Origin of the sequence: Chitinophaga sp. Cy-1792 (assembly GCF_011752935.1) — a bacterium.
Taxonomy (GTDB): Bacteria; Bacteroidota; Bacteroidia; order Chitinophagales; family Chitinophagaceae; genus Chitinophaga.
Map to the genome: position 1 here is coordinate 1,010,602 of NZ_VWWO01000003.1, position 25,009 is coordinate 1,035,610.

At 46.5% G+C, this 25,009-nt stretch carries 23 protein-coding genes; 4 read left to right on the forward strand and 19 right to left on the reverse strand.

Translation table 11 applies throughout. The features are described from left to right. Positions 1-106: 106 nt before the first annotated feature. From F3J22_RS29345 to F3J22_RS29415, 15 genes are all read right to left on the reverse strand, one after another. Positions 107-886 carry a PoNe immunity protein domain-containing protein gene (locus F3J22_RS29345; protein ID WP_167021535.1) on the reverse strand — a complete coding sequence of 260 codons (780 nt, stop codon included), beginning with the start codon at positions 884-886 and terminating at the stop codon, positions 107-109. Positions 887-907: 21 nt separating this feature from the next. Beyond that, positions 908-2,284 carry a PAAR-like protein gene (locus tag F3J22_RS29350; RefSeq protein ID WP_167021536.1) on the reverse strand — a complete coding sequence of 459 codons (1,377 nt, stop codon included), beginning with the start codon at positions 2,282-2,284 and terminating at the stop codon, positions 908-910. A gap of 11 nt (positions 2,285-2,295) precedes the next feature. Continuing rightward, positions 2,296-3,186 (reverse strand): hypothetical protein, encoded by an 891-nt coding sequence (locus tag F3J22_RS29355; RefSeq protein ID WP_167021537.1) that lies wholly within the window; start codon positions 3,184-3,186, stop codon positions 2,296-2,298. Continuing rightward, positions 3,180-5,000 carry a type VI secretion system Vgr family protein gene (locus F3J22_RS29360; RefSeq protein WP_167021538.1) on the reverse strand — a complete coding sequence of 607 codons (1,821 nt, stop codon included), beginning with the start codon at positions 4,998-5,000 and terminating at the stop codon, positions 3,180-3,182. Before F3J22_RS29360 ends, F3J22_RS29355 begins: the two co-directional genes overlap by 7 nt. A 58-nt stretch (positions 5,001-5,058) precedes the next feature. Further along, positions 5,059-5,979: a hypothetical protein gene (locus tag F3J22_RS29365; protein WP_167021539.1), complete on the reverse strand. Its 921-nt coding sequence runs from the start codon at positions 5,977-5,979 to the stop codon at positions 5,059-5,061. Positions 5,980-6,062: 83 nt separating this feature from the next. Next, positions 6,063-6,461 carry a type VI secretion system tube protein TssD gene (gene tssD / locus F3J22_RS29370; RefSeq protein WP_167021540.1) on the reverse strand — a complete coding sequence of 133 codons (399 nt, stop codon included), beginning with the start codon at positions 6,459-6,461 and terminating at the stop codon, positions 6,063-6,065. 107 nt (positions 6,462-6,568) lie between these two features. Continuing rightward, a complete protein-coding gene (tssD, locus tag F3J22_RS29375) occupies positions 6,569-6,973 on the reverse strand; it encodes a type VI secretion system tube protein TssD (RefSeq protein WP_167021541.1) in 405 nt (134 codons plus the stop codon). 246 nt (positions 6,974-7,219) lie between these two features. Then, positions 7,220-7,756, reverse strand: a complete 537-nt coding sequence (locus F3J22_RS29380; RefSeq protein ID WP_167021542.1) for an NAD(P)H-dependent oxidoreductase — start codon at positions 7,754-7,756, stop codon at positions 7,220-7,222. A 53-nt stretch (positions 7,757-7,809) separates the two neighbouring features. Further along, positions 7,810-9,201 carry a DUF5458 family protein gene (locus F3J22_RS29385; RefSeq protein WP_240155233.1) on the reverse strand — a complete coding sequence of 464 codons (1,392 nt, stop codon included), beginning with the start codon at positions 9,199-9,201 and terminating at the stop codon, positions 7,810-7,812. An 84-nt stretch (positions 9,202-9,285) separates the two neighbouring features. Further along, positions 9,286-9,732 (reverse strand): hypothetical protein, encoded by a 447-nt coding sequence (locus F3J22_RS29390; protein WP_167021543.1) that lies wholly within the window; start codon positions 9,730-9,732, stop codon positions 9,286-9,288. An 88-nt stretch (positions 9,733-9,820) separates the two neighbouring features. Beyond that, a complete protein-coding gene (locus F3J22_RS29395; protein ID WP_167021544.1) occupies positions 9,821-12,244 on the reverse strand; it encodes an ATP-dependent Clp protease ATP-binding subunit in 2,424 nt (807 codons plus the stop codon). Beyond that, positions 12,241-14,613 (reverse strand): type VI secretion system protein TssR domain-containing protein, encoded by a 2,373-nt coding sequence (gene tssR, locus F3J22_RS29400; protein ID WP_167021545.1) that lies wholly within the window; start codon positions 14,611-14,613, stop codon positions 12,241-12,243. The genes F3J22_RS29395 and tssR overlap by 4 nt, the downstream gene beginning before the upstream one ends. Before the next feature lie 26 nt (positions 14,614-14,639). Continuing rightward, entirely contained in the window at positions 14,640-15,560 is a 921-nt protein-coding gene (locus tag F3J22_RS29405; RefSeq protein ID WP_167021546.1) for a PKD domain-containing protein, read from the reverse strand. Then, positions 15,560-16,054: a type VI secretion system TssO gene (gene tssO / locus F3J22_RS29410; RefSeq protein WP_167021547.1), complete on the reverse strand. Its 495-nt coding sequence runs from the start codon at positions 16,052-16,054 to the stop codon at positions 15,560-15,562. Before tssO ends, F3J22_RS29405 begins: the two co-directional genes overlap by 1 nt. A gap of 12 nt (positions 16,055-16,066) precedes the next feature. Beyond that, positions 16,067-16,582: a hypothetical protein gene (locus F3J22_RS29415; RefSeq protein ID WP_167021548.1), complete on the reverse strand. Its 516-nt coding sequence runs from the start codon at positions 16,580-16,582 to the stop codon at positions 16,067-16,069. A 246-nt stretch (positions 16,583-16,828) separates the two neighbouring features. Here F3J22_RS29415 and F3J22_RS29420 point away from each other — a divergent pair, with 246 nt between their 5' ends. Together F3J22_RS29420 and F3J22_RS29425 are read left to right on the forward strand one after the other, a co-directional pair. Continuing rightward, positions 16,829-17,260, forward strand: coding sequence for a GPW/gp25 family protein (locus F3J22_RS29420; protein WP_240155234.1), 432 nt, complete (start codon positions 16,829-16,831; stop codon positions 17,258-17,260). Positions 17,261-17,287: 27 nt separating this feature from the next. Further along, the gene (locus F3J22_RS29425; RefSeq protein ID WP_167021550.1) at positions 17,288-19,099 is read left to right on the forward strand and encodes a type VI secretion system baseplate subunit TssF; all 1,812 of its coding nucleotides are present in this window, start codon (positions 17,288-17,290) and stop codon (positions 19,097-19,099) included. 2 nt (positions 19,100-19,101) lie between these two features. Here the strand turns inward: F3J22_RS29425 and F3J22_RS29430 are convergent, their stop codons facing one another. Together F3J22_RS29430 and F3J22_RS29435 are read right to left on the reverse strand one after the other, a co-directional pair. Next, positions 19,102-20,259: a hypothetical protein gene (locus F3J22_RS29430; RefSeq protein ID WP_167021551.1), complete on the reverse strand. Its 1,158-nt coding sequence runs from the start codon at positions 20,257-20,259 to the stop codon at positions 19,102-19,104. 17 nt (positions 20,260-20,276) lie between these two features. Then, positions 20,277-21,164: a TssN family type VI secretion system protein gene (locus F3J22_RS29435; protein WP_167021552.1), complete on the reverse strand. Its 888-nt coding sequence runs from the start codon at positions 21,162-21,164 to the stop codon at positions 20,277-20,279. Positions 21,165-21,290: 126 nt separating this feature from the next. Between F3J22_RS29435 and F3J22_RS29440 the strand changes: the two genes are divergently transcribed. Further along, positions 21,291-22,199, forward strand: coding sequence for a type VI secretion system baseplate subunit TssG (locus F3J22_RS29440; protein ID WP_167021553.1), 909 nt, complete (start codon positions 21,291-21,293; stop codon positions 22,197-22,199). 43 nt (positions 22,200-22,242) lie between these two features. Here F3J22_RS29440 and F3J22_RS29445 read toward each other — a convergent pair whose 3' ends face one another. Beyond that, on the reverse strand, positions 22,243-23,076 hold the full coding sequence (locus F3J22_RS29445) for a tetratricopeptide repeat protein (RefSeq protein ID WP_167021554.1): 834 nt from the start codon (positions 23,074-23,076) through the stop codon (positions 22,243-22,245). Between the two features lie 71 nt (positions 23,077-23,147). Further along, the gene (locus F3J22_RS29450; RefSeq protein WP_167021555.1) at positions 23,148-23,741 is read right to left on the reverse strand and encodes an RNA polymerase sigma-70 factor; all 594 of its coding nucleotides are present in this window, start codon (positions 23,739-23,741) and stop codon (positions 23,148-23,150) included. Between the two features lie 101 nt (positions 23,742-23,842). On the opposite strand from F3J22_RS29450, the gene F3J22_RS29455 reads away from it, so the two are divergent. Beyond that, on the forward strand, positions 23,843-25,003 hold the full coding sequence (locus F3J22_RS29455) for a FecR family protein (protein ID WP_167021556.1): 1,161 nt from the start codon (positions 23,843-23,845) through the stop codon (positions 25,001-25,003). The last annotated feature ends 6 nt before the right edge of the window (positions 25,004-25,009 follow it).

The following is a 25,009-nucleotide window of genomic DNA, read 5'->3' on the forward strand; positions in this document are numbered from 1 at the left end:
TGATACCGAAGGTATCAGCTGTAAATCAAATGTGGTAAAGTACGATGTTGATTAAAACATGGTTACTAAAATGATAACATATCAGAAGACCTCTTTTCAAAAATTCTTATGATTTACTCCAATGAACCAGGTCATACGGATAATACGGATTGTCTTTGTAGGAGGAGTCATCCAGCCCCATTATTTTAGTGATGGCACCAGCTTCCCAGGACCAGTAGCCCGAATAGGCATGGTCCCGCTTATGGCTGTCGTACCATGGATCACTTCTATGAAGGTCGTACCAGTTTTCCAGGTATTGCTTCATTGCTGCCGCCGCATCTTCTTTGTTCATACGGGTGATAGCCAGCAACGACTGGTATAATTCAGGAGCAAGTAACCCCTCAGGATGAGGGCCTTCTGCTAGTCTGCCGTGGATAATAAACCAGAGAATGGCATCCGGTTGCCAATCGGGATAGTCCGATCCGGCATCAGATTGCGCGATATACTGAACGATTCCCTTAAACTGATCATCAGGAATTTGCAGTAGGTAACCGATTGAAATCATTTCCAGCATATCAGCAGCAGCTGAATCTTCTTCCCATCCTTTGGCATACCAGTCTGCCGCCTGAATGAAGACGCCATAGCATTGATCTATCGGTGTTCCCATGGAATAGAGCGTGGTAAACTTGTTGAGGTAATCGACGCCCAGGGCCCAGTCGTGATATGGAGCGGCTTTTCCTTGTGCGATCATCATTTCCCGGGTTTGAATATCCTGGGCGATCGTTGCATCTCTTTCCTTCAGTGCCGTTTCAAAATATTTTGCATTCTTTAGCTGCGCCCGCTGACCAGCGGGGCGCGCGTCTTCCTGTGTGTTGGATCCGCCAAACAATTTGTTTAAAAAGCCCATTTTAATGATATTATAGAATTATCAGAACCACCCCGCTATCGTTTTTCCCAATCCGCTGCCTAGAATCCCGCCTATGGCGCCTCCTACCAATCCACCGACAACGGTACCTATACCCGGACAAATAGCGGTGCCTATGATGGCGCCTAGTTCAGCGCCTGCCCAGCCACCGGCAATGGCGCCTGCCGCGCCGCCAACGGCTGCCTGTGTTTTTTTACCGAAGTGACCTTCTTCTTCGTAGGTATTGTAGACGTTTAAAACCTCTAATCCGATACCTACTACGATCAATCCCCTTCCGGCAACTTTACCGGCCACACTCAATACCTTGGAGCGTGAAACGGCCTGTGCAGCTTTGAACAGTCCTTCATTTGCACCTGTAGCTAATTTACTATTTCTTACGGCCTGAGAGAAATTTGAATTGGCCAGAGCAGTAATCGGCCGCGAATTTCTGATGGAGGAACGTACGCCATTAATAAGATTTCCTGCACGGCTCGTTTTGATCGACAACGTTTCCTTCTGCCCTCTGGTGGCCTTGAAACCTTTATCATTCATCGTTTCAGAATGCATCTTTCCATCCGGCATGGTCTTGACCATTTCCCGTTGTAAGGTGCCCTGATCATTTGCACGTGCCATAGCGGCCTTGTCAGCCGGGTTGATGCCGCCATTGTCGATATGGTTCTTTGTCCAGCGTTTGCTGGTTTCCCGCCCGTAGGTAGCTGTATTTTCCAGCTTCGCGCCGTTGTATTTGGCATCCGTCAGTTTGTAGGTGCCTTTTTTTTCATAGGCCCCATCAATTCCCGGAGAAGTATTTTTATCAATATCCAGTACCGGATGTTCAGAACGTACATCGCGCCAGCCTTCCTGGCGGTGATATACATTGTCTTTCATTTCCCCGTAATTACCACCTCTTCTGAAGTCATTGGGACTATTATCTCTGACCAGACTAAGTTTCCCATTTTCTACATCGTATATGGTTCCCCGTTGTACATAGTCGAGGGCGCCATCATAGCTGCCAAAAGCCCAGGCGCCAGCGCCAAGGCCGGTGAGGGCATCAGCCCCTATGCTGCCGCTACTGCCGGAGGGTGCATTGAAATCTACCTTTACCTTTCCTCCCTGTTTACATAGCAGGCAGGCATCTTCAAAAACTAATTTATAACCATTGACTTTTACGCCTTTGTTACATTTGTCCCAATAGATGGGGTCTGGCTTACAACTGCCGCCAGATGCGGAACAGCGACCCATCGGCATAATATTTTCCCCAGGCACCATATCCATTTCACTCGCCAGGTTTTCGCCGTAGATTTTGGTATTGTTATGATGGGTCACTTTCAGCCGGGAAGGGGCGCTGCCCTTATCGCAAGTGAGCCAGCTATTATCCGGAATGTATTTTTTTGTTCCCATGATGCCAGTATTTATGCGGCAGGTTCCGCTGCAACATTGAAATTCTTTTTCAGTTCCTCCGCCCTGGCAGCATCAATGCATTCCAGCATATGTGCTGAAGCAACCGTATACCAGTCAGAAACTTTTGTTTCCAGGTACATTTCGCCTGCCAGCGGCCAATGGTATTTATCGTATTGAATTTGTTCTTCCATCAGCACATCCAGCTGTGCATTGATATTAAACACGCCGGTAAGGTCTTTGAGCATGCGTGCAAAATGCTTGCGGTCAAACTGTTGCTCATCCAGTTTGCCTTCATGCGTCAACTGGCAGCTGTATTCACCGATGCCGTATTCTTCCGTCCAGGTGGCATCTACCAATAGCGGAAGGTCTACCTGCCCGAAGAATCCTTTTAACAGCAATGGAGACTGCTGTGTTTCCTTTTGCCCGATGAAGTTATCCAGGAAGAAAAAGCGCCAGGAGCTGTAGCCATTCAACGACTGCAGGAAGCGGGGTTTGTCTTTCAGGAGAGCGCTGGTTTCAGCAATCAGCTCTTCCAGCCCTTCTTTCATTTTTTTATATTTCCTCCGGAGATGATGAACATAGGAGTTTTCCCACTTCTCCCGGATTTCATGCAGGTTGCGTACGTCTTTCAGCTGACTGGAGGTGTCCAGTACCAGTTTCAGGGGCGACTGCAATATTTCCATGTCCATAGCCCATTCATGGATAAGTGCCGTGCCTTCCAGCTGCTGCGCCACCAATTCAAATTCGTATATGCAGCCTTCGGGGTCTTCACCGAGCAGGGTCATACGAACCACCTTCTGCTGAATGAATTCCATCAGCCGGCCACCTACGATGGTGCGGTTGGCGGAGGTGAGGTGGTACAGGGCGGTGTCGCCTGTTTTGTGCATGTATACTTTTAGCATTGATTGATTTCGATTTCGTTAGCAACAAATTCTCCTTTGGCGCCACCATGCGCATGGAATTTCTCAGACGCAGTAAGGGTAATCTCTTTGGAATCCAGTTTATAAACGCCGGCAGCAGAATTGATATTCACGTCTTTGGCGGTGGCAGTCAGGCTGATGTTTTCTGTGTCTGCGGTGCCGCTGATGCTTTTCTTTGCACTGATGGTAACGGTGCCATCGCCGCCGCCCTGTTCCCCGGGCTGTGCGTTAAAAGCTATGCTGTTGCTGGCATTCAAAATGAAGTCGGTAGTGTTGATGGTCATCTTCTGTGGTGCGTTGAGGGTAACGGTGCCATCGCCGTGCATAATCAGCACATTGCCGCTGGGGTCTTTCACGGTAACGCTGCCTTTATTGTCGTCTAAGGTTACCGTTGAGCCGCTACGAGTGGTGAGGCTTTTAACGCCATTGGCAGCGCCACCGCCACTACCGGTTTTGCCGTGGAACACACTGCCGAGCACCAGTGGCCTGGCAGTATTACCTTCCTCAAATGCGACCAGTACCTGGTCTCCTTTTTCAGGAACAAACGTGAATCCGCGGTTCTTGCTCACTTTATCAGAGCTGCCGGCATCGGGAGTGACTACACGTAACCACTCTGAGGTATCGTTGCAGCTGCATTCCCATTTGAATTTTACTTTTACGCGGCCTTGCCCTTTAGGGTCGGCGTTATCTTCCACGATGGCCAGCTGCATGTCTGCAAATGGTTTGTCGTAATCACGTACCGGAATTTTTTCTGCATCGGCGGTAATCCCTTCGAAGGTATGGTAGTAATGGCCCACCCCATCGATGTGATGATAGATAGCGGTAATGAGGAAACGTCCCAGCTGTTGTACGCTGAAGCTCAGTACCTCTTTTACGCTCATGCTTACATCTACGATCTTTCCGATGCCTACCTGCGGGTTATCGCCTGTAGCGGTGATCTGAAGCAGGTCTGCAATGTTGGCTTTGTCTTCATTGTCGACATGCGCATCCATATCTTTTTTGGTGTCGATCCGTACGCTGGTAGGCTGGGAATATACTTTGTTATAGAGTTCATTGGAGGCCGTAACGGCATGTGCCAGGTCGGGCTGGCCTGCTGCTGCAGCTTTGGCTTCTGCCTTAAACAGTTCATCTTCGGCAGGTTTGTAGGCAAACTTGCGGCTTTTCAACGGCGCTACCTGCATGGCATATTGCAGACTGTTTACATCGCGGCCATAAACCAGCTTTACTTCTTCCAGCTTATCGGGCTTTCCGAAATGCAACTTGGCGCCATCATAGAAAAACCACTCATGGTATTCTGCCGACAGGCGGTTGATGAAATCATAATCGCTTTCACGGTACTGGATCATATAGTCTATTGGCTCCTTTCTGGAAGGGTTCAGCGTAAGGTTCAGCTCATTGGAAGGGGCATCTTCTGTCGCTTTCCGTACGATGCCACTGAGGTCTTTGTTGAGATAGGATCCCAGATCAGGCCCGCGGTCAATCAGTATACTCGGGCTGTAACCACTGATGATGAGCGTACCGTGGTAGCCATGGCTCTGCGATAATTCCACGCGTGTCACCTTGCCAACGAATAGCTGCTCTTTGCCAGGCTCACTGCCGAATTGTACGGTAATACTTTTTCCCATGAACCCGCGGGATTTTTCCAGGGAGATCATCCCGGGTGCTCCCTGTTCATCGTGGTTGAAACGCAGCTCAAAATAGTGGTGCGCATTGAAGCGCTGTTCCAGTGTAAACGCCGAAAAATGTAATATCGGCGTACCTTCGATGTTGATTATTACGTTAAGTTTCCCTTCCATAGGTTAACCTGTTTTATTTGTTGAATGTTGGCCTTCGCAGGCCATGTGGTGTAATAGACTAGAATCGTGGTATATAGATCAATCCCCGTTCTTCCATCCGCTTCAATATCACTGCTGATCCTAGTTGAGCAGATACTGCCTCTTTATCAAATTTTCTGTCCTTTACATATTTTCCTTTGGTGTAATGATTGGAGAAAGACCAGAGATATGGTGAGTTGATATTATAATATAAAAAGTAGCCGAAACCGTTATAGGCTTCCAGTTTGCGTAATATAAAAGGCAGCTTCCAGCTGCTTACTTTATCAAATCCCATTAATTTCAGGGCGTCAACAGCACTTTCTTCAAAGGTGAATGGTGGCGGATGTCCTACTTTGGGGCGTCCTACGGGTATTTGTACCGTATAGCCGGTGAGCGGATCGCCGTTATGCAGGTGCTTTTTAAAGCTGAAGGTGCATTCGAGATAATGTACGCAGGCAATAAAATACCAGGGTATGCGACCGTTGGAAACGTAGGTGAAATCACCGCCTAACTGGCACAGATATCCCAGTCCGAAAGGGTTGGACGTTGGTTTGATATCCAGTGAAACAGCTGGCGGCGAGGCCGCGAACTGTTGGAATAATGGTTCCGGCACAGCAGGCGTGGGGTCAGCCAGCTGCTGTACGTTGCCGGGAAAGGCATTAAACAATGGCCGGGTCCTGAATAAGGAAGAGCTGTTGAAAGTTCCCTGTTGTTCCAGCATGCTGCCGGCAGCCACCATCGTAGCGATATCCTCGTACCGGTTGCGGTTGGCTATTACCTTATCGTCGATCACCTTGTCTACTTCAGCTATTTTTTCTTTGGTAATAACGCAGGTATCGAACAGCTGCTGGTACTCCACATCCGTAGGAGTGGAAGGCACCTTCTTTCCTTTGGCTTTTCCTTTTGCCTTTGCTTTCTGCTTAGGCTGTACCGTTGGTGATATGTGTTTCTTTTTCTTCATGTTGGCGCGAACAGTAATACAGGTGTACTGTCTGCCGACAGTACACCATGTGTGGATTAAATGTTGTTCTGCTTAGGAACGCATCAACCTCTGCCCGGCCAATCGTTCACATGTTCTGCATTGCCCAGTTTAAGGGTGCGTGCAGAAATGACAAAGCTCAGTGTCATCGGATGGTTACCTACCACGCTGATACCTTCGTTATATTGGATGATGTAGCTGTCTGTAAAAGTCAGCTCTTTCATTTTGGCATCTTCATCAGTTTTTTTGATGACGATCTTACCGCTGAAGGGTTTGTATTGGTTGTTTACCATTGACTCAATCACAGAAGTATCTTCTGTAGATTCTACTTCAACATGAATAGTACCGCCATAAACGCCGGAAGAAGGACGGCCTTTTGCGTCCACATCGCGGTTTAAGGAAAAGCTGCATTGCAGTACATCATATTCTTTTGAGCCCAGTTGTATTTTTGCGTTAAATGCCATTGTAATCAGTTTAAATAAATCGAAAGTTGTTTGTACGCATGCATGAACCATACAGGTGTAGCTGTAGAGATGATGTTCATACATTAAGATCGGGGAGGAGCGCGCGTTTATGCTTTATCTCTTCCCGGCCAGTCATTGACATGCTCAGCATTGCCGAGTTTCAATTTGCGTGCAGAGATGGTAAAGCGGAGCTTCATAGGATCAGACCCTACAACGTTGAGGCCTTCGGAGTACTTGATGATGTAGGCATCTTCAAAAGTAACTTCCTTCATTTTGGCATCTTCATCTGATTTCTTGATGAGGACTTTACCTGCGATAGGTTTAAACTGATTATTTACCATTGTTTCCACGATAGACGTGTCTTCTGTGGATTCTACTTCCACATCAATGGTTCCGCCATAAACGCCGGACGCCGGGCGGCCCTTGGCGTCTACATCCCTGTTCAGGGAGTAGTTGCAGCTGAGTACGTCGTACTCCTTGCCTGCCATGTTTAATTTTGCATTGAATGCCATAGTGATTAATATTTATAGGTAACAAATAAAAAACAATGGTCTGCCTGGCGCCGAATGGTGCCAGGAATGGGTCGAACAAACCTTATTAAGGTTTCCTGATTAAATCGGTCTTTCTAACAGATACAGTTCATCGTCGGTACAAACAATCTCATCTGATGGTTCCTGTCCTATAGTAAAATTAAATCTTTTCGTATGGTTTGCAGCTTTCGTATAGCCATTTCATCTAGTGTTAACATTCATTGCTTACTACATGAATTTCTCTCCGAAAGCAATCATTTTGGCTATCCATTTTTTCGCATAATCATTTTCCGGGGAGTGCACATATCCGATGGTGCAGGTCCTCACAGGCATGATACGACAGCGTTCCAGTACCGTTCGTTTGATGGCATGGTAGGTAGGCTTCTTGTTCAGCTGCCATTCCTTCCAGCTGGCTTCATCCAGTACGGATACAATGCGTGCAGACTTACCTGCATAGGATTGTCCTGATGGAAACAGTCTGTCGAAAAAGCCGGATAGCCTGGCAGGAATAGAATCATGGTTGACGGTACAGAACAGTACAATATGATTGGCCCATTTTACTTTCTCTGCTGCATCCAGCAGATCAGGCTCCAATGGCGTGATCTGGTTATTGAACTGTTTGTTGGGAAGAAATTTCAGGTCCATGATAGATAACTCCTTTACCATGGCGCCTGCTTTTTCAGCTCCCTGCCGGTAGGCTTTCGCAAACGTGTGATTGATTCCTGTTTTCTCCAAATCCCCGTGCAGCAGTAATAGATTCTTCATACCCTTCTAAAATAGAGCATTCGGCAGAAAAAATCAACTGGCTGCTACCAGGCTTACTTTGGAGTGGCAGCGTATTCTGTATTCCAGGTACGTTGCTCATCTTCTCCTTTATAACCATCCAGCTTTACTACAAAGCTTTTGGCCGGGAAATACGGTGTAATATGAATATCCAGGTGGATACGGTCTTTCTGCACTTCATCCTGTTCAAACCGGATGATCTTAAACCGCTCTATCAGTGCATCAGGGCCCTGAATGCTGTCCAGGAATTTCACGATCTGCGCGCGCAGGTCATGTTCTGTTTTAGAAGTCCAGTTTTCAAATGCACGGCGGTTCAGGAAGTCGAACAATACTTTGGTGATATAATCGAATACACGCACAACGGAATAGGTCTGCAGGCCGATATTATCGCCATTGAAAAGCGTTTTCGCGGAGAAGGCCATCACCTTACCGTACTCATTTACCATGGGTACCAGCCCGATACGCTCCAGCTGGGAGATCTCGCTCTTCTTCAGGTCGAAACGTACCCCGTCAGCTTCGTTGATGGCGCCATGTTTTTTACCGGCAGTAACCTGGCTCATCAAAGTGTAATACATTTTTCCGGCCAGTGAGGCGGAACCGGGAACATGCAGGTCGTCTTCCTCGCCTGCTGATTCTACTTTCCCACGTCCTACAAGCCAGTTACAGGTCATGATCACATTGGAACGATAGGCGTCGGCGCCGGTAAGGTTTGCAGAGCTGAACAGGTCTATCACGTCATCCGGCTGATCAAGGTTGGCGAAATCTGTTACCAGCATCGCTTTATTATTGTGTGCGATCTTCGCCCATCTTTCTATTACCTTATTGGAGCCCATATAGCCGGGAATAACCAGCAAAGAGTAGTTATCGCGAAGGTCAAGGCGATCGTAATTGTGTTTGAGTTCTTCGGCCACATGCTCAATGAAACGAGGGTTGTCGAGGTCTGTGAGCTGCGACATAGCCGCATTGATGATATTCACATTGGTGAGTTTATCACTTTCTGTGTTTTTGTAGAACTGATGTACCGTACGGTAGGCCTGTTCCAGGTCGCGGGTAGCTTCCAGCGCCTGGCCTACATTTTTATGCAGCAGTGCTTCTGATTCATCCGCACGGCGCTGGCATTCCTCTTTGAGGTCAGCTACTGTAGCTTCTTTGCTGAGCAGGTCCTGCCAGAGTTGTATTTTTTTCAGCAGCTCTTTTCTTTCAAGGGCTTTATCCTGGTCAGTAAGGAATATTTTTTTGCGGGCTTTACGCTCGGGGTTGAGGTTCTGCAATCCATCTACTATTGCTTCCAGGAAATCAAATCCACCAACTTTCACCAGTTTCTGCAGACTGTCTTCCAGCGACGCCGGCTGGGATGGGGAAGCGGCATGCTGCATTGCGGGGCGCTCTTGCTGCGTTTCCTGCATTTTTTCGTTTGATGCTGACATGAGTTAAAATTTATTGCCACCAGGCGGTAGCAAGGTTTATTCAGGTAATGCTATGGTTACGTGCTGTCGGGTCCTACTGATGAGCTATATATTCTGCTGCAATTCCCTTGCAAGGTTTTCCAACGCTGCTGCAAAAGCCTGGCGGGTTTCCGGGTTTTCCAGGGTTGCTTTCAGTGTCTTGTTTGTTTTGAGCTGACGTATGATGTTCAGGTACATTTCACTTTCTACGTTGAGGTCACGTAGTTGGTTGCTTTGTAGTATCATACTTTTTACGGAAAAATCGCCCAGGTGTTCAAAGTGTAACTTTTCATGTACAGTAGCTCCGTCTTTCTGCTCGAAATCTACACTGACACCAGGTTTGAAGTGCCTGAATACTTCTTCTACAGTTTTAAGGCCTTCTACAATTTCTGGTTTAATGGGTTCCTGTTCGGTTAACTGCTGAACGAATAATGTCTTGTTCGGTGAGATGTCAACAAACGCTTCTGATGCATCTATTCTTCGTTCGTTTCCGCCGATTTCATAATTGAACATAATCGGTTCTTTTTTTTGATGATAGATAAACAGTGTTATAAATCTAATGATTTTTCTGCTGTACCCGGCAATCCTAACTATTAAATTTTTAAACTTCACTGATCTGCCAAACCAACTCTTCCATTCCATCTTTTAATAGTAATGTTATCTTTTTGCCGGGAGAAACTTCTCCTGAAATGATTTGTCTGGATATGGGCCTCCTTAACTGGTTCCTGATGACACCAGCTATCTGCCGGGCACCGTAACGCGGCGTAAATCCGCTAAGGGCAAGCATCCTCTTTGCATCATCCGTTACCGTTAGTTCGATGTGCTGCTTCTGCAACGCATCGAGCAGACTCTTCATTTGTATATCGAATATCTTTATTACATTTTCCGTGGTAATCGGACTGAAAGGCACTATCTCCGACAGGCGTGCTAAAAATTCAGACCTGAAATGCTTCGTCATCAATTCCATTAATTGATTCGGCTGCGGCATACACGCGTTGTTGAATTGCTCCGTAATCCATTCGCTCCCTATATTGGAGGTAAACAGGATCAGGGCATTGGAGAAGTCGCCTTCTTTTCCTAAGCGATCGTGTATTAGTCCTTCGTCCATGATTTGCAGGAAGATGTCAAATACCGAAGGATGTGCCTTTTCGATCTCATCGAATAATAATACGGTATATGGCTGCTGCCTGATTTTATTCACCAGCAATCCTCCTTCTTCATAACCTACATATCCCGGAGGGGCGCCATATAGCAAAGCTGCTGAATGCTCTTCCTTAAACTCGCTCATGTCAAAACGGATCATGGCCTTTTCGTCGTTAAACAAAAACTCCGCCATGGACTTGGCTAATTCCGTTTTACCCGTTCCCGTTGGCCCCAGTAAAAAAAATGATCCGATGGGCTGTCCTTTTTTGCCTAGTCCGCTGCGTGACTCTAAAATTGCCGCAGAAAGGGCTTTTAAGGCGTGATCCTGGCCTACAACCCGCTGTTTGAGCTGTTGTTCCATGTTCATCAGTTTCTCGCGTTCCTGCGTCTGTATTTTGCCAATAGGTATGCCAGTTTTAAAAGCGATCACCGCAGCAACATCCTGCTTTCCTGTCGCAGTAATTTTTTCCTGCGCCAATACACTTAACTTATCAAGTGTGTCTTTTAGGTAGGAGTACAGACCTTCCTCGTCTTCCGGGGCTTCCGTATCCAGGCGCCCAAGTAGTACCGGGCTGAGTTTTCGTTTGAGGTCAGCAAGGGTATCCCTGGGAGATATCTCCAGGGCAGATCTTAACTGCTCCAGCTCTCTCGCTGAAGTGTCGTTCATCATGCGGATGGCGGCCATCGTCCTGTCCAGCAAATCAAATGCTGCATCCGGAAGGCGTCTGTCTTTCATATAGCGCTTCGCCAGCCGTACACATTCTTCTACAGTTCCCGGCTCCACTTTCAAACCATGATGCGCCTCGTAACGTTCCTGCTGACAGGTCAGCATTTTAGCTGCCATATCAATATCCGGTTCGCCTACCTGCACCACTTCAAACCGCCGGCTGAATGCTTTCTCCGGCTCAATGATTTTCCTGTATTCTTCAATGGTAGTAGCCCCGATAACGGTAACGTCCCCACGGGCCAGCTCGGGCTTCAGCAAATTCCCTGCACCTGATCCTATAGCGCCCTTAGGGTCCAGTAAGGCATGTATCTCGTCAATAAATAAAATAACCTTGCCGTTTTGCTTTAGCTCCGCAATGATCTTCTTCAACCGGTCCTCTATCTCGCCTTTATAGGAAGCACCGGCTATCAGCGCACCTGTATCCAGTTCCAGCACCCGTGCATCTTTCAATGCGCCCGGTACATCGCCCTGTATGATTTGTTGTGAAAGGCCATCAATGAGGGCTGTTTTGCCTACCCCTGCATCACCGGTGATGATCACATTAGGTTTGGTACGGCGGCATAATACCTCCATGACCATACGTAATTCCATGTCGCGGCCAATGATAGGGTCTGTTTTCCCTTCACCCGCCTGGCCAGTACGGTCTATGCAATATTTAGACAACGCCCCGCTGGCTTTCTTTTCTTCATATCCTGCTCCATCGTTTAGTGTATCAGTAACAGGTTGGTCATTCAGGTATACTTCCAGTAAATCCCTTTCCTTTACCGGGAAAGACCGCATCTGTTCCGCAGGAAAACCAATATTAGGTTTGGCAAGTGCGGTAAGTACACATACTGGGGTAATCAGGTCAAGTCCCATCTTTAACCGGACATCATCCGCTTCTTCAAATACCAGCGCTACTTCAGGCGTGCTTTTGATATCTGGATGGAGCTGCCTCGCATTCGGAAATTCATCCATGCGGATTTCTGCCCATTCCTGCAGGTAGCCGGGATCTTTTTCCAATGCAGCCAGTAAAGGCCGCAACCCGGTTTCCTTGTGCATCAGGCCTGCCAGCAAATGCGGCGGACCATAGCTGCCATGATGCCTTTCCTTAGCCAGGGACTCGGCCACATGCACGGCATGTTTCACGGATTCGCTGAGATTGAGCAGGGTCATAACTTCCAGTCGCTTTGAGTGATATAGAAAAATGGTTTGCCATTTGAAATGAAGTAGTCAGCCGTTTGCAATTGCTTTTTAACTACTTCATTACACTTACGTAAATAGGTAATGTATTTCTCAAAATCGTCAGCACTCATCGAATGCTTAATATCATTGACGGAATAGCGGCTAAATGGCTCCAGCTCCTGCGGCATACCGGTTACCTTCTCCAGGTATGTAGGCAGCTTCATGCCGCGTATGGCGGATTTATTATGTAAATCTTTCCACTGACTACGACCATAGGAAATATATTCTCTTACCAGCTTTTTACGGAAGTCTTTACGGTCCTGCTGAAGGTTGTCTCCTGCAAGTCTCGACAGGATATCCGACAGCTGCAAGATTTCATCCTGGCTAAGCAATATCTCATACTGCATCAGCGAATTTTTGGCCACGAGTGGTTCCTTCGTCTCTACGTCGAAATAGTATTTAAACGCATTATGCGGTAGCTGTTCGCCAAGGTTGTCCGGTAATGCAATTTTGCCGGTATTAATGGCGGCCATCACCGGCATATTGATTTTTTCCTTCAATCTGCCGGAGATCATAAATACACTATCCAGTGATTTAATGATCTGTTTATTGTCCGTATAAACCTCTCCCAGGAAACGATTCAGTGCCATCATCATTTCGCGGTTTGTTTTAACCGCACCCCGGCCCGGAAATACGATAGCGCCCGGAATCAGGCTGCCATCAGGGTAATTCAGGTAATAGGAAACCGAATCTGTATAGGCAGTATTGAATTGCTGCGTTACTGCCAGTCCTTCTCCTTTTACCATGCGGAGTTTCTTTTGATCTGCTTCGATCTGAGCGGTTCTTTCCAGTATCTGCCTGGACTGCAATACAAAGTTGTTGAACGAGGGGTCAAATTTATTGTAGACCTGGAATACCAGCATTCTGGCATCTACATCTGAGAGGCCGCGAACCAGCTGATCTTCAGAAGGACCACTTTTGGAAGTATTTCCTGTGCTGCCTGCTACGATAATGATGTTGGTCTGCATGGGGTAACGCTTCAGTATCTTCACGGCTTCCAGCAGTCCTTCGTAGTAAGGCTGGTCGGTAACGGTGCCGCTACAACGCTGTGTGATCCCTGCCTGTTTGTTGATGAAATCCACTACACGGCTGAAATTGTCCGAAGGCTCGAATACATTCATGCCGCGGGCCTGTGAGCAACCATCATTGCCACGGTAGATAACGGCTCCATATCGGTAGTTATAACTGGCATATCCTTTCTTGCCAAATACATCTTCGAAATTCTGAATGGTATTGGTAATGCCCGGTAGAAAATCGCGCATGGCACTGCCGCCATCTACAACAAAAATAACATTGACATGATTGCCGAACCTGCGCAAATGCAGGTAGTTGTTGTAGTCGATGCGGGTCCCTTTGATATTGATAACGGTATTGGAAGATTTATCAAAGACATTTTCTGCAATCGCTGATTTGTAGGGAAGGTGCAGTCCCAGTCCCGGACGTTGTACCACAGGTATGCTACGGAATACCGGATTGCCGGGGTCCAGCAATGGATCGTACTCAAAGTTACCACCGTCGGGAGATACAGGCTTCAGGTGGGTGTTGAAATAGCTGGCTGCTGCGGAATCTTCATCGAAGGAACTGGCATCGCCGGCACCTACATAGAGCCTGCTGCCCCATAGATGTACCACATCAGCAGAAACCCATCCTGAGGTCAGAGATACAGCACTGTCCGCAGTAAGCTGACTGGAATGCCCTACCAGGGCCTTCTTTCCATCTTCCGAAAATTTATAAATATAAATGAGGTCATTTAATTTAAGTTTTTCTGAAGCAGGTGTCTGTAATTCGGGAGAGTTGTATACAATAATGGAATCGTGTGCAAAATAATATTTCGGCTGCATGATAGGGCCGGCGCCGCTGATGATACCAACTGCCTTATAAGGAAAGCGGGTACGCTCATCTACCAAAGCTTTCTGCCACATCAATACTTTACTGCGTGGAATCCAGCCGTAACTGACTGCTTTCCGTTTATCCCCTATACGTGATCCTTTTTTCAGGATCGATGGGTCATATTTTACCAGGCGCAGGTAGCCGCTTTTCTCATCGCTGACAAAAAAGGGCTGCATGAAATTCAGCTTCTTGAAAACAAGTGTACCACCGGGAGTAGTGGTGGTATAGTTACCTTCACTGTCGGAGAATACAATCCATGCGCTGGCATCCGTTTTCCCGGATGGGTCTTTGGTTTGTTGTGTAGGGTACCTAAAATTGGCAGGCATCTTCTCTATGCGTTTGCCCGAATAAAACTGGGCATCCGCACGGATACAAAACAAGGTGGCGATTAACAATACGATGACTCTCATCTGGTTTAAAAAGATATGGTTATAAATTACTTTTCTGTTCTATGCTGCTGCACATTTACCATACTCACACATTTCTTCGGGGACATTGTTAAACCTACTTCATCAATCACAATATTCTTACTGAAGGTAAGTCCGATACAATAGGAGTAGAAATCTGTTTTCTTACTACCTGTTTCATCGGAGGCCTGTGCCGAAGTTTTTTCACCATTGCAGAGATATTTCTTTACAAGATAGTAGTAGTGTGTATTGAAATTCTTTCCGCTGGCAATCGCCTGCAGGTGTAGTTTGAAGTCATTTTTCATGGCTTCCCCGCCTGCGCCGGGATCAATCATTTCAGGATCTTCGAAGGCGGTGATGGTCAGTGTATAAAATACCGGTGCGGCACTTTTATCTGTTTTGAGCATCACATTATATCTGCCTGGTGTGCGATAGGTGTAAAAGGCTGTTTTTCCTTTTGCATCTACGCGGCCTGTTTCTCCGAAGCTCCATTCAAAAATATTGGCGTCTCCTTCTGCCTCCAGTCTTAGCTGTTCGCCTACTGTTCCTGCTGTGGGCCCTGTGATGCGTGTACTGTCTATCGTAATTACCGGTACGGTATCTTTAACGATGACAGCAAACTGCTGCTGCATTTTACCATCAACGGTAAGTCGTACAAGGTAAGTGCCGGCCGTATGGAATTTATAAAATCCGCTTTGTTCCTTTACTTTGCTGCCGTCTCCAAACTCCCACTGCCATTGGCTTGCGCCGGGAGTGTTGTCTGTATATACCAGGTTCTCATTGAGAAAGATTTCATTCTTCAGCAGGTGTGCATTTATTTCACGGTTACTGAATAAAAACCTGATCAGTAGCAGCACAATTGCAAGTGCCAATACGGCTACAATAATATACAAATAGATGCGGCTATTATTCCCTGATTTCAGGGATTTATTTTTCGTTGTACCTTCCACTAGTTCCTGTTTTGATTGATGATTGCCTCCTGTATGCCGCGTTTAGAGAGATTGCAGCGGTCCAGGTCGCTGTTTAGTTTCTCAATATTCCGGTAATTACCACGCAGTTCTTTTTTATCATAAAACATTACTTCCAGCAGCTGTGCTTCCTGAAGAAATGCTTTATAACGCATGTCGTACGATTTACGCTGATAAGCGGCTTTGATACTTCCGATGGCATTCAGGATATCTGATTCGAGGAAAAGTGCCTGCACAGAGGGGTCAAAATCAATAATCTTCTTGTAGGTAGAATCCACTGCCGGCCGCATTTCTGCTGCCACCGACTCAAACTGTTTTTCCGCTGTTATTTTCTGCGCCAGTTTATCTTTCATAGCGCTGTTGCCAACATCGCTGCCGGAAAATAGCAGCCATGTGAGGAGTCCAATGGTAAAGAGACTGAGCACGAGCAGGAATATAAATTGTTCCTGCCGCTCTTTAATGCTAAGATGAGCCATATAATGTAACGTCTAAAATCCGTTTAACTTTTTCATCGCCTTTTTGGTGGAGGTGCCACATGCTTCCAGTTGTTCACGCAAACTCTCCATCTGAAAGCGTGTCTGTGAAAGGGAATCTTTCAAGCTGGCCAGTACCATTACATTGCGGGTCATTTTTCCATACAATTCATAGCTCGGAACAACCTCCAGCTGCCTGCGCTCGTCCAGCAAACCACGGACACGGTTATTGTCCGACTGCACGCCGTTAATCAGCAATGCCTGGTTGCTAAGCTCCTGTGCATCAGCGTTGACATATTGTGTCAGGGATCTGAATTTAAGCAGTACATTATCAAATCTGCTGGTTACTTCCTCGCGGTAATAAGCCAGCTGGTCATAGTTACGTGACTGCTCACCCAGCAATTGCAACTCGTGCCTGCTGGTAAAGAAAAAGCATGCAATGCCAACTAAAACAAACAGTATCAGTATCACGAAATGAATGATAAATTTAAAATAGGCTTTATTCAATTCGTGCAAATTGATCGGTTTCATATGTAATGGTCCCTCTGTTTAGGCTCGGTTCAATAATATGGTTTATCTCCAAATACAGTTACAACAAGGGCGTCAGGGTTAAAATATGCAGGCATTATGTGTTTTTGGTCGGGCTAAAAACGTATCATCTAAAATTCTTATACCACATAATCGCAGTTCGAATATACTTACAAATACCATACTGAAAAATGTTTTTTATTCATTTTTTTTTAGTTTTATGATAAGTTAACATGTTAACCAATGACCATGTCTTATTATAAAAAACCGTTTGATTTCGCCCGCGTATTCTCTGATAAACCGCTGGAAACCTGCGACAATGGCGCGTCTATAGCCCAGCACATCGAACTGATTATCTTCACCCGCTTCGGTGAACACCGCTTCGATCCCGACTTCGGATGTGAAGTATGGGAACTTGATTTTCAACTGATCGTCAATCAATCTATGTGGGAAGATCGTATGTGCCAGTCGCTCGCACAGGCTATAACCCGTCAGGAACAAAGATTGTACAGTGTTGAGTGCGAAATCGGCATCACCGATGTAGAGAAAATTTTTCCACTGCGCCGCATCACAGAAATTAAAAAACGTGTAGACATTATTGTGAGTGGTAAGCTTACCGCCACCGGAGAGAATTATGTTTTTAATACGGCCTTGTTTCTCAGCCCGTTATCTTCAGAATAATACCCTTTCATCTATAGAATATTTTTTATGCAGTATCCATTACATTATAACTCCAGAGATAATATCCGTGCACGCCTGATGCAAACTGCGGCCGACTTTTGGGGAATTCGTTCTACGGCAGACCTCGATCCGTTGGTTCGCCTCCTCATAGAAGCGCTTTCCAGCGAACTATATAACCTGGGCAACGATCTTAAAAATACTGAAAGCCGCCTGCTGAATAAACTGGCCGCCTTATTAACCCCCGACCTGCTCACCGCTGCGTTGCCCGCCCATGCACTCATGCAGGCAATCCCACTGGAAGAAAGCGAACTCCTGCGGGAAGACCGCCACTTCGTCCATAGCCCGCGTAAAGACAGCGGCGCTGCTGAAGTGTTTTTCTCTCCCGCACTACCCGTACGTATATACGATGCCCGCATCGCTTATATGGCAACAGGTTCGCATCTTTATATGAATGATCCTCAAAGGGGAAAAATACTGGTGAGCGCAGGTAAACATCTACCTATACAAACACTCTGGTTAGGACTTCGTATTAACGATAAAATTGCTGACCTGGATAATTTGCCACTGTACTTCAATTGGCCGCATTTCGGATTTGATAACGAGTGGTACCAGCTGCTCGCACTCTGTACAGGAAAGATAAACGGGCAGGAAGTTCAGTTGCAGCAAGGATTTCCGGGAAAGCTGGCAGCACCTGAAAATGAAAATATCCTGCAGCAGACACTCGCCTTTGACGTTATGCGGGTGATTACCAGGGATGTTATACATTATTATGACCCTCATTTTTTGCATTTTTCCATCAGACCACAGGCATTTGAAAAGATGTCGTACCCGGAAGTTTTCCGTTCTTCTTTTGATGAGCGTACGCTAAGTTCATTGCAGGAACAGCTGGTATGGCTGGAAATAAGGTTTCCGCCAGCTATTCAGCTGGATAACGTGGAAGTGTACACGAATGCCGTGCCGGTGATGAACAGGCGCCTGCACCAGGTAACGCACCGTTTTAAAGGTGTCGGAAATATTATCCCGGTGAAACCGGGTACGCAGGAATTCTTTTTAAGTGTACATGAGCTCAGTGATAGTCATGGCAAACAATACTTTCCAGTATCGTACAATAATGGAGAAGCCAGCGGGCAGGACGCCTATTCTGTTCGCCTGGGAGGAGCAGAGCGCTTCGACAGCAGGAATGCGCGGGAAATTATAAATTATTTATTTGAATTACTGAGAGATGAAAGTGCGGCTTTCTCGGCCTATGGATATGATTTTCTCAATGATATTTTAAAGAACCTCCAGCAGAACCTGGCGTTGGTAGAACAGAAGGCACGTAAGTCGCTGCACGCGCTGACGGAATCCACCCGTTACGTCATCGTGAAGCCATCCGGCCCTACAGAAACCATGCATTTGTCTTACTGGACTACCCAGCATGATGTAGCGCATCAGCTGCGTAGTGGCATGCTGCTGACGCAGTTTGAAGGCTCCGGTACGCGGGCAGACTCACTGCTGCTGCTGACGAAGCCGGTAGGCGGCCGACAGGCTGCCGATCGTGGTAACCTGCTACAGGCCTATAAATACGGCCTGATGACCCGCGATCGTATTGTAACGGAAGATGATATACGTAATTTTTGCCGACATGAATTAGGCGGCCGGATTGCAGCAATAAAAATCCAGCGTGGGGTAATGGTATCACCACACCCGAAGGAAGGACTGAAGAAAACAACGGATATTCTCATACAGCCGGCGCAACCCTTCGAAAGAGAAGAATGGGAGTTTACGCAACAGTCGCTGTTGCGTAAACTGGAATCACGCAGTGGCTTACTGGTAACATACAGAGTAATGCTGGCCTGATATTAGTCCAGCAGACTCCAGGAATTGCGCGCCCTCGTTTGCTCGATGGTGCGCTGTTCCGCCACTACTATGTTTTCCCGGCGTTGTCCGATGAATTCCAGGCTGCTCAGTTTATTCCACAGCGCTGATAAGACGGTCATGCAGTCCTGTACCTGTTGCATGGATTGCCGTATGTTATAGTGATCATAGACCAGATCTACTGTTTTGGCAAGAAGGTCCTCGAAATTGCCTGGCGTCACATCTTTCCATTCATAAAAATATTTAAGCATTTCTTCTTTATCACGTGCGCCGGGATAATTCAGCGCGGTATAGAAGATATGTGCCAGATTGGAGAATACGCCTACGAGCACCACCGGCGCCTGCTGGTGTACCATGTTGCGGTAGGAGAAGAATACCTGTGCGATATAATCCAGCATACGCTCACACAACGCTTTTATATTCATGGCGAGGTCTGTCCGTTGATCCCTTGCGGTCACTTTCTCAATAATACGGAAGCTGCTCATCTGGATATCATTCAGTAACATACTCAATTGCTCATAATATTTTATAAGCGCGGGATGACTGATAATAGCCGTGCTGGGCGGTATGAACTGGTCATTGACAGTTACGCGGCCGTTTTTGCGAACGAGCTGTCCGATTACCAGGTGGTGCAGGTCCATATCTGACGCCGTTACCTGTTCTGCAGGCAATACGGAAAGTCTTACGTTATTGAGCACATACGGATGCCGTGGTGGCGTTTCTACAGGGTCTGGCGTGCCGGCGGGTATACGTTCGTAAGGGTTAACGCTGAGAACTACACTATAATAGCTGACCTGGTTTTCTTCCAGTGGCTCTTCTTCTGCAAAGGAGCAGGTATGGACCAGCTGTTCTGTATAGGAATCCGACAGAATGTGTATACGTACACCACCTGCCGTAACGGCATTGCATTGACGCAGGCGTACTTCCACCTGCCGTGTTACACGTTCGCTTATTTCGAAGTCGCTGCTGAGGCGTTGTCCGCGGAATGGAGGCAGCAGTCCGAAATCATAGTTATGCAGAAAGAGTGATGTGGTATCACGTATGGCATCAGTAAAGTGGTCTTCGGTTTCCATGAAGTGGCGGCGGGAGATCTTCATCCCGTCGATCCAGTTGACAGCAGCGTGTTTACGAGGAAATAACATAATAATCTTTTAAATGATCACAAGATGACAACTCTGTCTTCACCGCCCGCTTCCTGTTGCAGGCGGGTTACTCTGCGGGCGAAAATGGTATGCTTTTCATTCACCTGGTTCTGCGCGATAGTTTCAGCCGGGTCGATGAATTGTTTACGGGAGAAGAAACCGGGCTTGAGATAGAAGATCCAGCCATATGCTTCTTCGCCGGCGGCATAGTGAATGCCGTTACGCGGGAACTTAATATTATAGTCGTCGATAAATTTCTTAAACCAGACGCCGAAGCTCATTTCCGGCGGTGCCTTTACCTTTACCTTCAGTGGAGAAGGGTCGTTTACTGCCTTGAAAATCGCTACCTCCAGTACTTTCAGCTTGTCGATGTCCACATCGAACATATCCAGCGGCTGAATACCCGGCGGATAATACCAGACGGTGTATATCTCCGAAGGAATGCTAATCATCGACATATATGTCCACCAGAAGAGCAGTGGTACTATAAACATAATGACAGCGGTAGCAGCAAGCCATCCGTAATCAAGGTCATTGAGGCGGTTGAAAATCAGTTTGTACAGATAGCATCCCAGCAACATACATATGCTGCCTAATAATACTGTCATGCCTTTTTTTGTTTCCAGTGCTTCGGGGTTGTGCCGCGATAGCAGGTAGACAGCGAGGATGCCAAACAATATATAGCTTAACTGCGACAACAGGTATCCCCAGGGCATGAAATACAGTCCCAGTAAGCTGAAGAGGCCGGGAATGGCCAATACGATACTGGTCAGTAACAGGGTTACAATGAGCTTACGACTGCTCATTAAACGATTCTTCTTATTTAAAATGAACATTACGGCCCCCATAATGGCGGCTATTAACGGAAAGAAAATATAACTTACAAAAACAGATTTTACATCCATGGCATTCGATATGGTCAAACGGCGGTTAATCAAAAAATATTTTCACAGGCAAGGGTCAATTTTTTAGGGTTTTGCCTGATTTTTGTGCTAATTTAAGCAACAGAAATTTAAGAGAATAATTATTTTATGGAAGATACCCCATCCGTTGACGTTAACAATTTTCATACCGATTACAAAGCGGCCGTACTGGCGGCGGAGTTAGTAGAAGCAGGATTTGATTTTAACCGTTTATTTATCTGGCCTTCCGGCAGTAACAGGCGCAACTTCGCAAAAGATGTGCTGAGCGTGGAATGGTACGCCCCAGATGGCGGTTACAAGGATTATCTTTGTATTAAGAGTAGTCGTGAAGGTATGTACGATATGTTGCCTGAAGGCGTTTTTCATACTGCGGCCCCATATTCCTCCACAAAAACTACAGAAGAGCTGATCGACCAGATCAAACTACATAAAGAGCAGGAAAAAAATGCCCGCAAATTTTTCATGCCGCTGGAAGCAGAAATTAATCAGTTCCGGGTACTCATTGAACTCTACGAAAATAAGATTGACAAAAAAAATATCTATAACGACCTGGTAGAGATTTTCCGTCCTGGCTGGGAAATATTTGATTTGTTAGACCAGCAACAGGCAAACATCTTCCTGCACCTGATTCCTACGCTCCACGATGCCAAAGGCGACCTTCATAAGCTGGAACAGGTACTCGGACTGATGCTGCAAATGCCGGTACAGGTGAATGCCGCTACAGGGCAGGCCCGCACCGCTGATATTGAAAGCATTCTCGGCGAATCCAGGTTGGGCATCGACTTCGTAACAGGTAATACCTTCCTGGAAGGCGATGATGAGGTGCTGATCCAGGTAGGGCCTGTTTTACCTGCTGATGTGCTTGGCCTCATGCCCGGCGAACGACTGGAGAAGGTAGCACGCTTGCTGGTAAGCTATTTTGTACCTGCAGATGTAGAAGTGCGGTTGCAGATGGAAGTTAAAGAAAGAGAAATGAAGCTGGAAGAGAGTGTGCTGGGGTATACGGCGTTTATATAGCGACGTTATAGCTGTCTGATAGTATCTATCAGACAGCCTGTAATTATTTTTTCTTCTTACTCCATACCTTCTTCGTCTCCTCAAAAAAATCTATTACCTCCTCTTGTGTACAGATATCTGAATAGTCATGCCAATATTCAAAAGCTTCATCACGTGAGCCTGGTGTCATTTCCTGCTCTAAAAATCCGGGAGGTGGCGTATGCCTCTTTTTAACTATTTCTGCAGGCACAAACGGATTTCTCTCTACCGCTTCAGGTAAAAGTTTTTCTGCGTTTTTCTTATCGCCATCTAAGATCGCCAGCAATAACTTACCATAGGTAAATTCTATAGAGTTTTCACCGGGGTAATTTTTCAGCAGATGTTTGGCGCCGGCATAATCTTTCAGTGCGAAGAGGCACTCCAGTTTCAGGTGTCTGGCTCCCTGGTTGTCGTTGGGGTTGAGCTGCAGCATTTCATCAAAAACCTCTATAGCTTTCTCAAACTCTTCATTAAACTGAAGTTCCAGCCCCCAGATGTGACAGGAACGCAGGTACGGCCTGTTATCGCTATTTAAATAGGAGAGCCTGGCGTTCTTTAACTGGAAGTCTTTGGGGAAGCATTCCTTACCTAAGCGGTACCCTTTTTCGGCTACCAGGTAGCTCTCGAATTCCTTTTCCTGGTTCCTGAAAGCCACCGATAAATGGTTATAGGCATCCAGGTGGTAGGGGTGTTCCTTAATGACCTGTTTCAGGATCACCTCCGTGAATACGTCGTTGGTATCCAGCATCCCGACGGCAGCAGTATACTGTTGCAATGTCTGTTCATTGGAGAATTCTTTCGGAAGGATGAATTCCCATTCATTATCCGTGGATTTTACAACTTGTGGTATATGAGCCATAATAATGCTGAAGTATTATTATGCCAAGATAGCGAACTTTAGCAACCTAACCCGCGTGAATAACCGAAAATTTACCGCAGTACGTCTATGCCCCAATAGATGACCAGCCCAACGATGCCCAGTTCCTTTTTCAGGGTATGTAAGGCTTTAACGATGTGCTTCTCAACGGTGCTGACCGAAATCTTCATTTTAGCGGCAATGGCCTGATGGGAGAGGTACTGTACCCTGCTTAGCAAAAAGGCTTCCTTGCACTTTTCAGGCAATTGATTTACCAGCTGATGAATTTGCTCTTCCAGCTTTTTGCTGTCGATGGTAATGCTTGTATTTGTTATCCCCTGACCTTCCATCAGCTCACGGATAGCCATATACTGTTTTTCCTGTACCAGCTTCCGGCGGTAACTATCGATGATGCCATTTTTCAGTAAGGTCTGCAGATATGCATGTAAATAGGTGGTATGTGTGATACGCTCACGGTGGGTGTATAATCTGACAAAAACATCCTGCACTACTTCCAGGGCATCTTCCCTGTTGCCCATACGCTTATAGCTAAAGTTCAGCAGTCGGATAAAATATCTGTCATAAACCTGCTCAAATGCTTGTAGGTTTCCAACCTTTATTAACTGGAATAGTTCACTGTCGGTAGCGTTTGCAATGGATTCCTTCATTTTAAATTGCGGCTGTCAGACAAAATAAAAAAAAAGTTTGAAATGCAATAGCGGTTCCTTTCTTTCTCAACGTTAACTATTATACGTAAATGTTTTTTGGTTTGGAGAATGATGAATTAATAGCCCTTTTTGAGAAATATCTGGCAGGTACTGCTTCCCCGGAAGAGGTACAGCTTGTGGAGGCCTGGTTGGAAGATAAGCAATCTGATGAACCCTTGTTTGAAGAAGAGCAGGGTACAGCAGCGTTGCAGTTTAAAGACGAGGCTAAAGTCACGTTAATGGCTACACTGGAAGGTGCCTCAGCATCGGCTAATACCTCCGGCCGGAAAATATTATACCTGCGATGGATGGCCGCTGCCATGACCACGGGTGTTTTTCTCGCAGTATCGGCCTGGTTCTATAAGCGCCTGCCTGTAAAGCATTCAGCCGAAAACGTCCCTGTTGTGATGGCTACATCAGCAGCGGCGAAGCCTGCCACAGGACTGCTATGCCTGTCCCATGGCCGGAAAATAGCGCTGGATACTGTTGCGGTACATACAGTGATCAGGGATGGTAATGTCAGCATTACCAAAACAGCAGCATATGAAATCGCCTATGCCCTGACAGGTAATACGGATGATACAACCATGCATACACTTAATCTTCCCCAGGCTGCACGCTATACGGTGGTCCTCCAGGATGGAAGTAAGGTATGGTTAAACGCGATGTCGTCCATCACTTTCCCGGCGGCATTTACGAAAGAAGTACGTACGGTGGCTATGAGCGGAGAAGCTTATTTTGAGGTAGCTAAAAAAATGTACCAGGGGAAACGCCAGCCTTTTACGGTACAGGCAGGAAAGGTAAATGTAGCAGTACTGGGCACGCATTTTAATATCAACGCATACAACAATGAAGCAGCTGTAAAAACGACATTGCTGGAAGGCAGTGTAATGGTAAAAGTGAACAATAAAAGTCAGCTGATCAGGCCCGGACAGCAAGCCAGCGCGAGCCACAACGGCAACCTGACAGTCATACAACCAGATCTTGAAACTATTATGGCATGGCAGAAAGGATACCTGCAATTTAATGATACTCCTTTGGATGAAGTATTCCGACAAATAGCACGCTGGTATAATGTAGAAGTGGAATTTAAAGGGAAAATCAACCAGGGCACCTTTCATGCTAAAATCTATCCTGACATGCAATTATCTGACATCCTCAAAGCATTAAAAGCGAATGGTGCACGCTTTAATGTCAGCGGAAATAAAATTATTGTAGAATAAAACCTG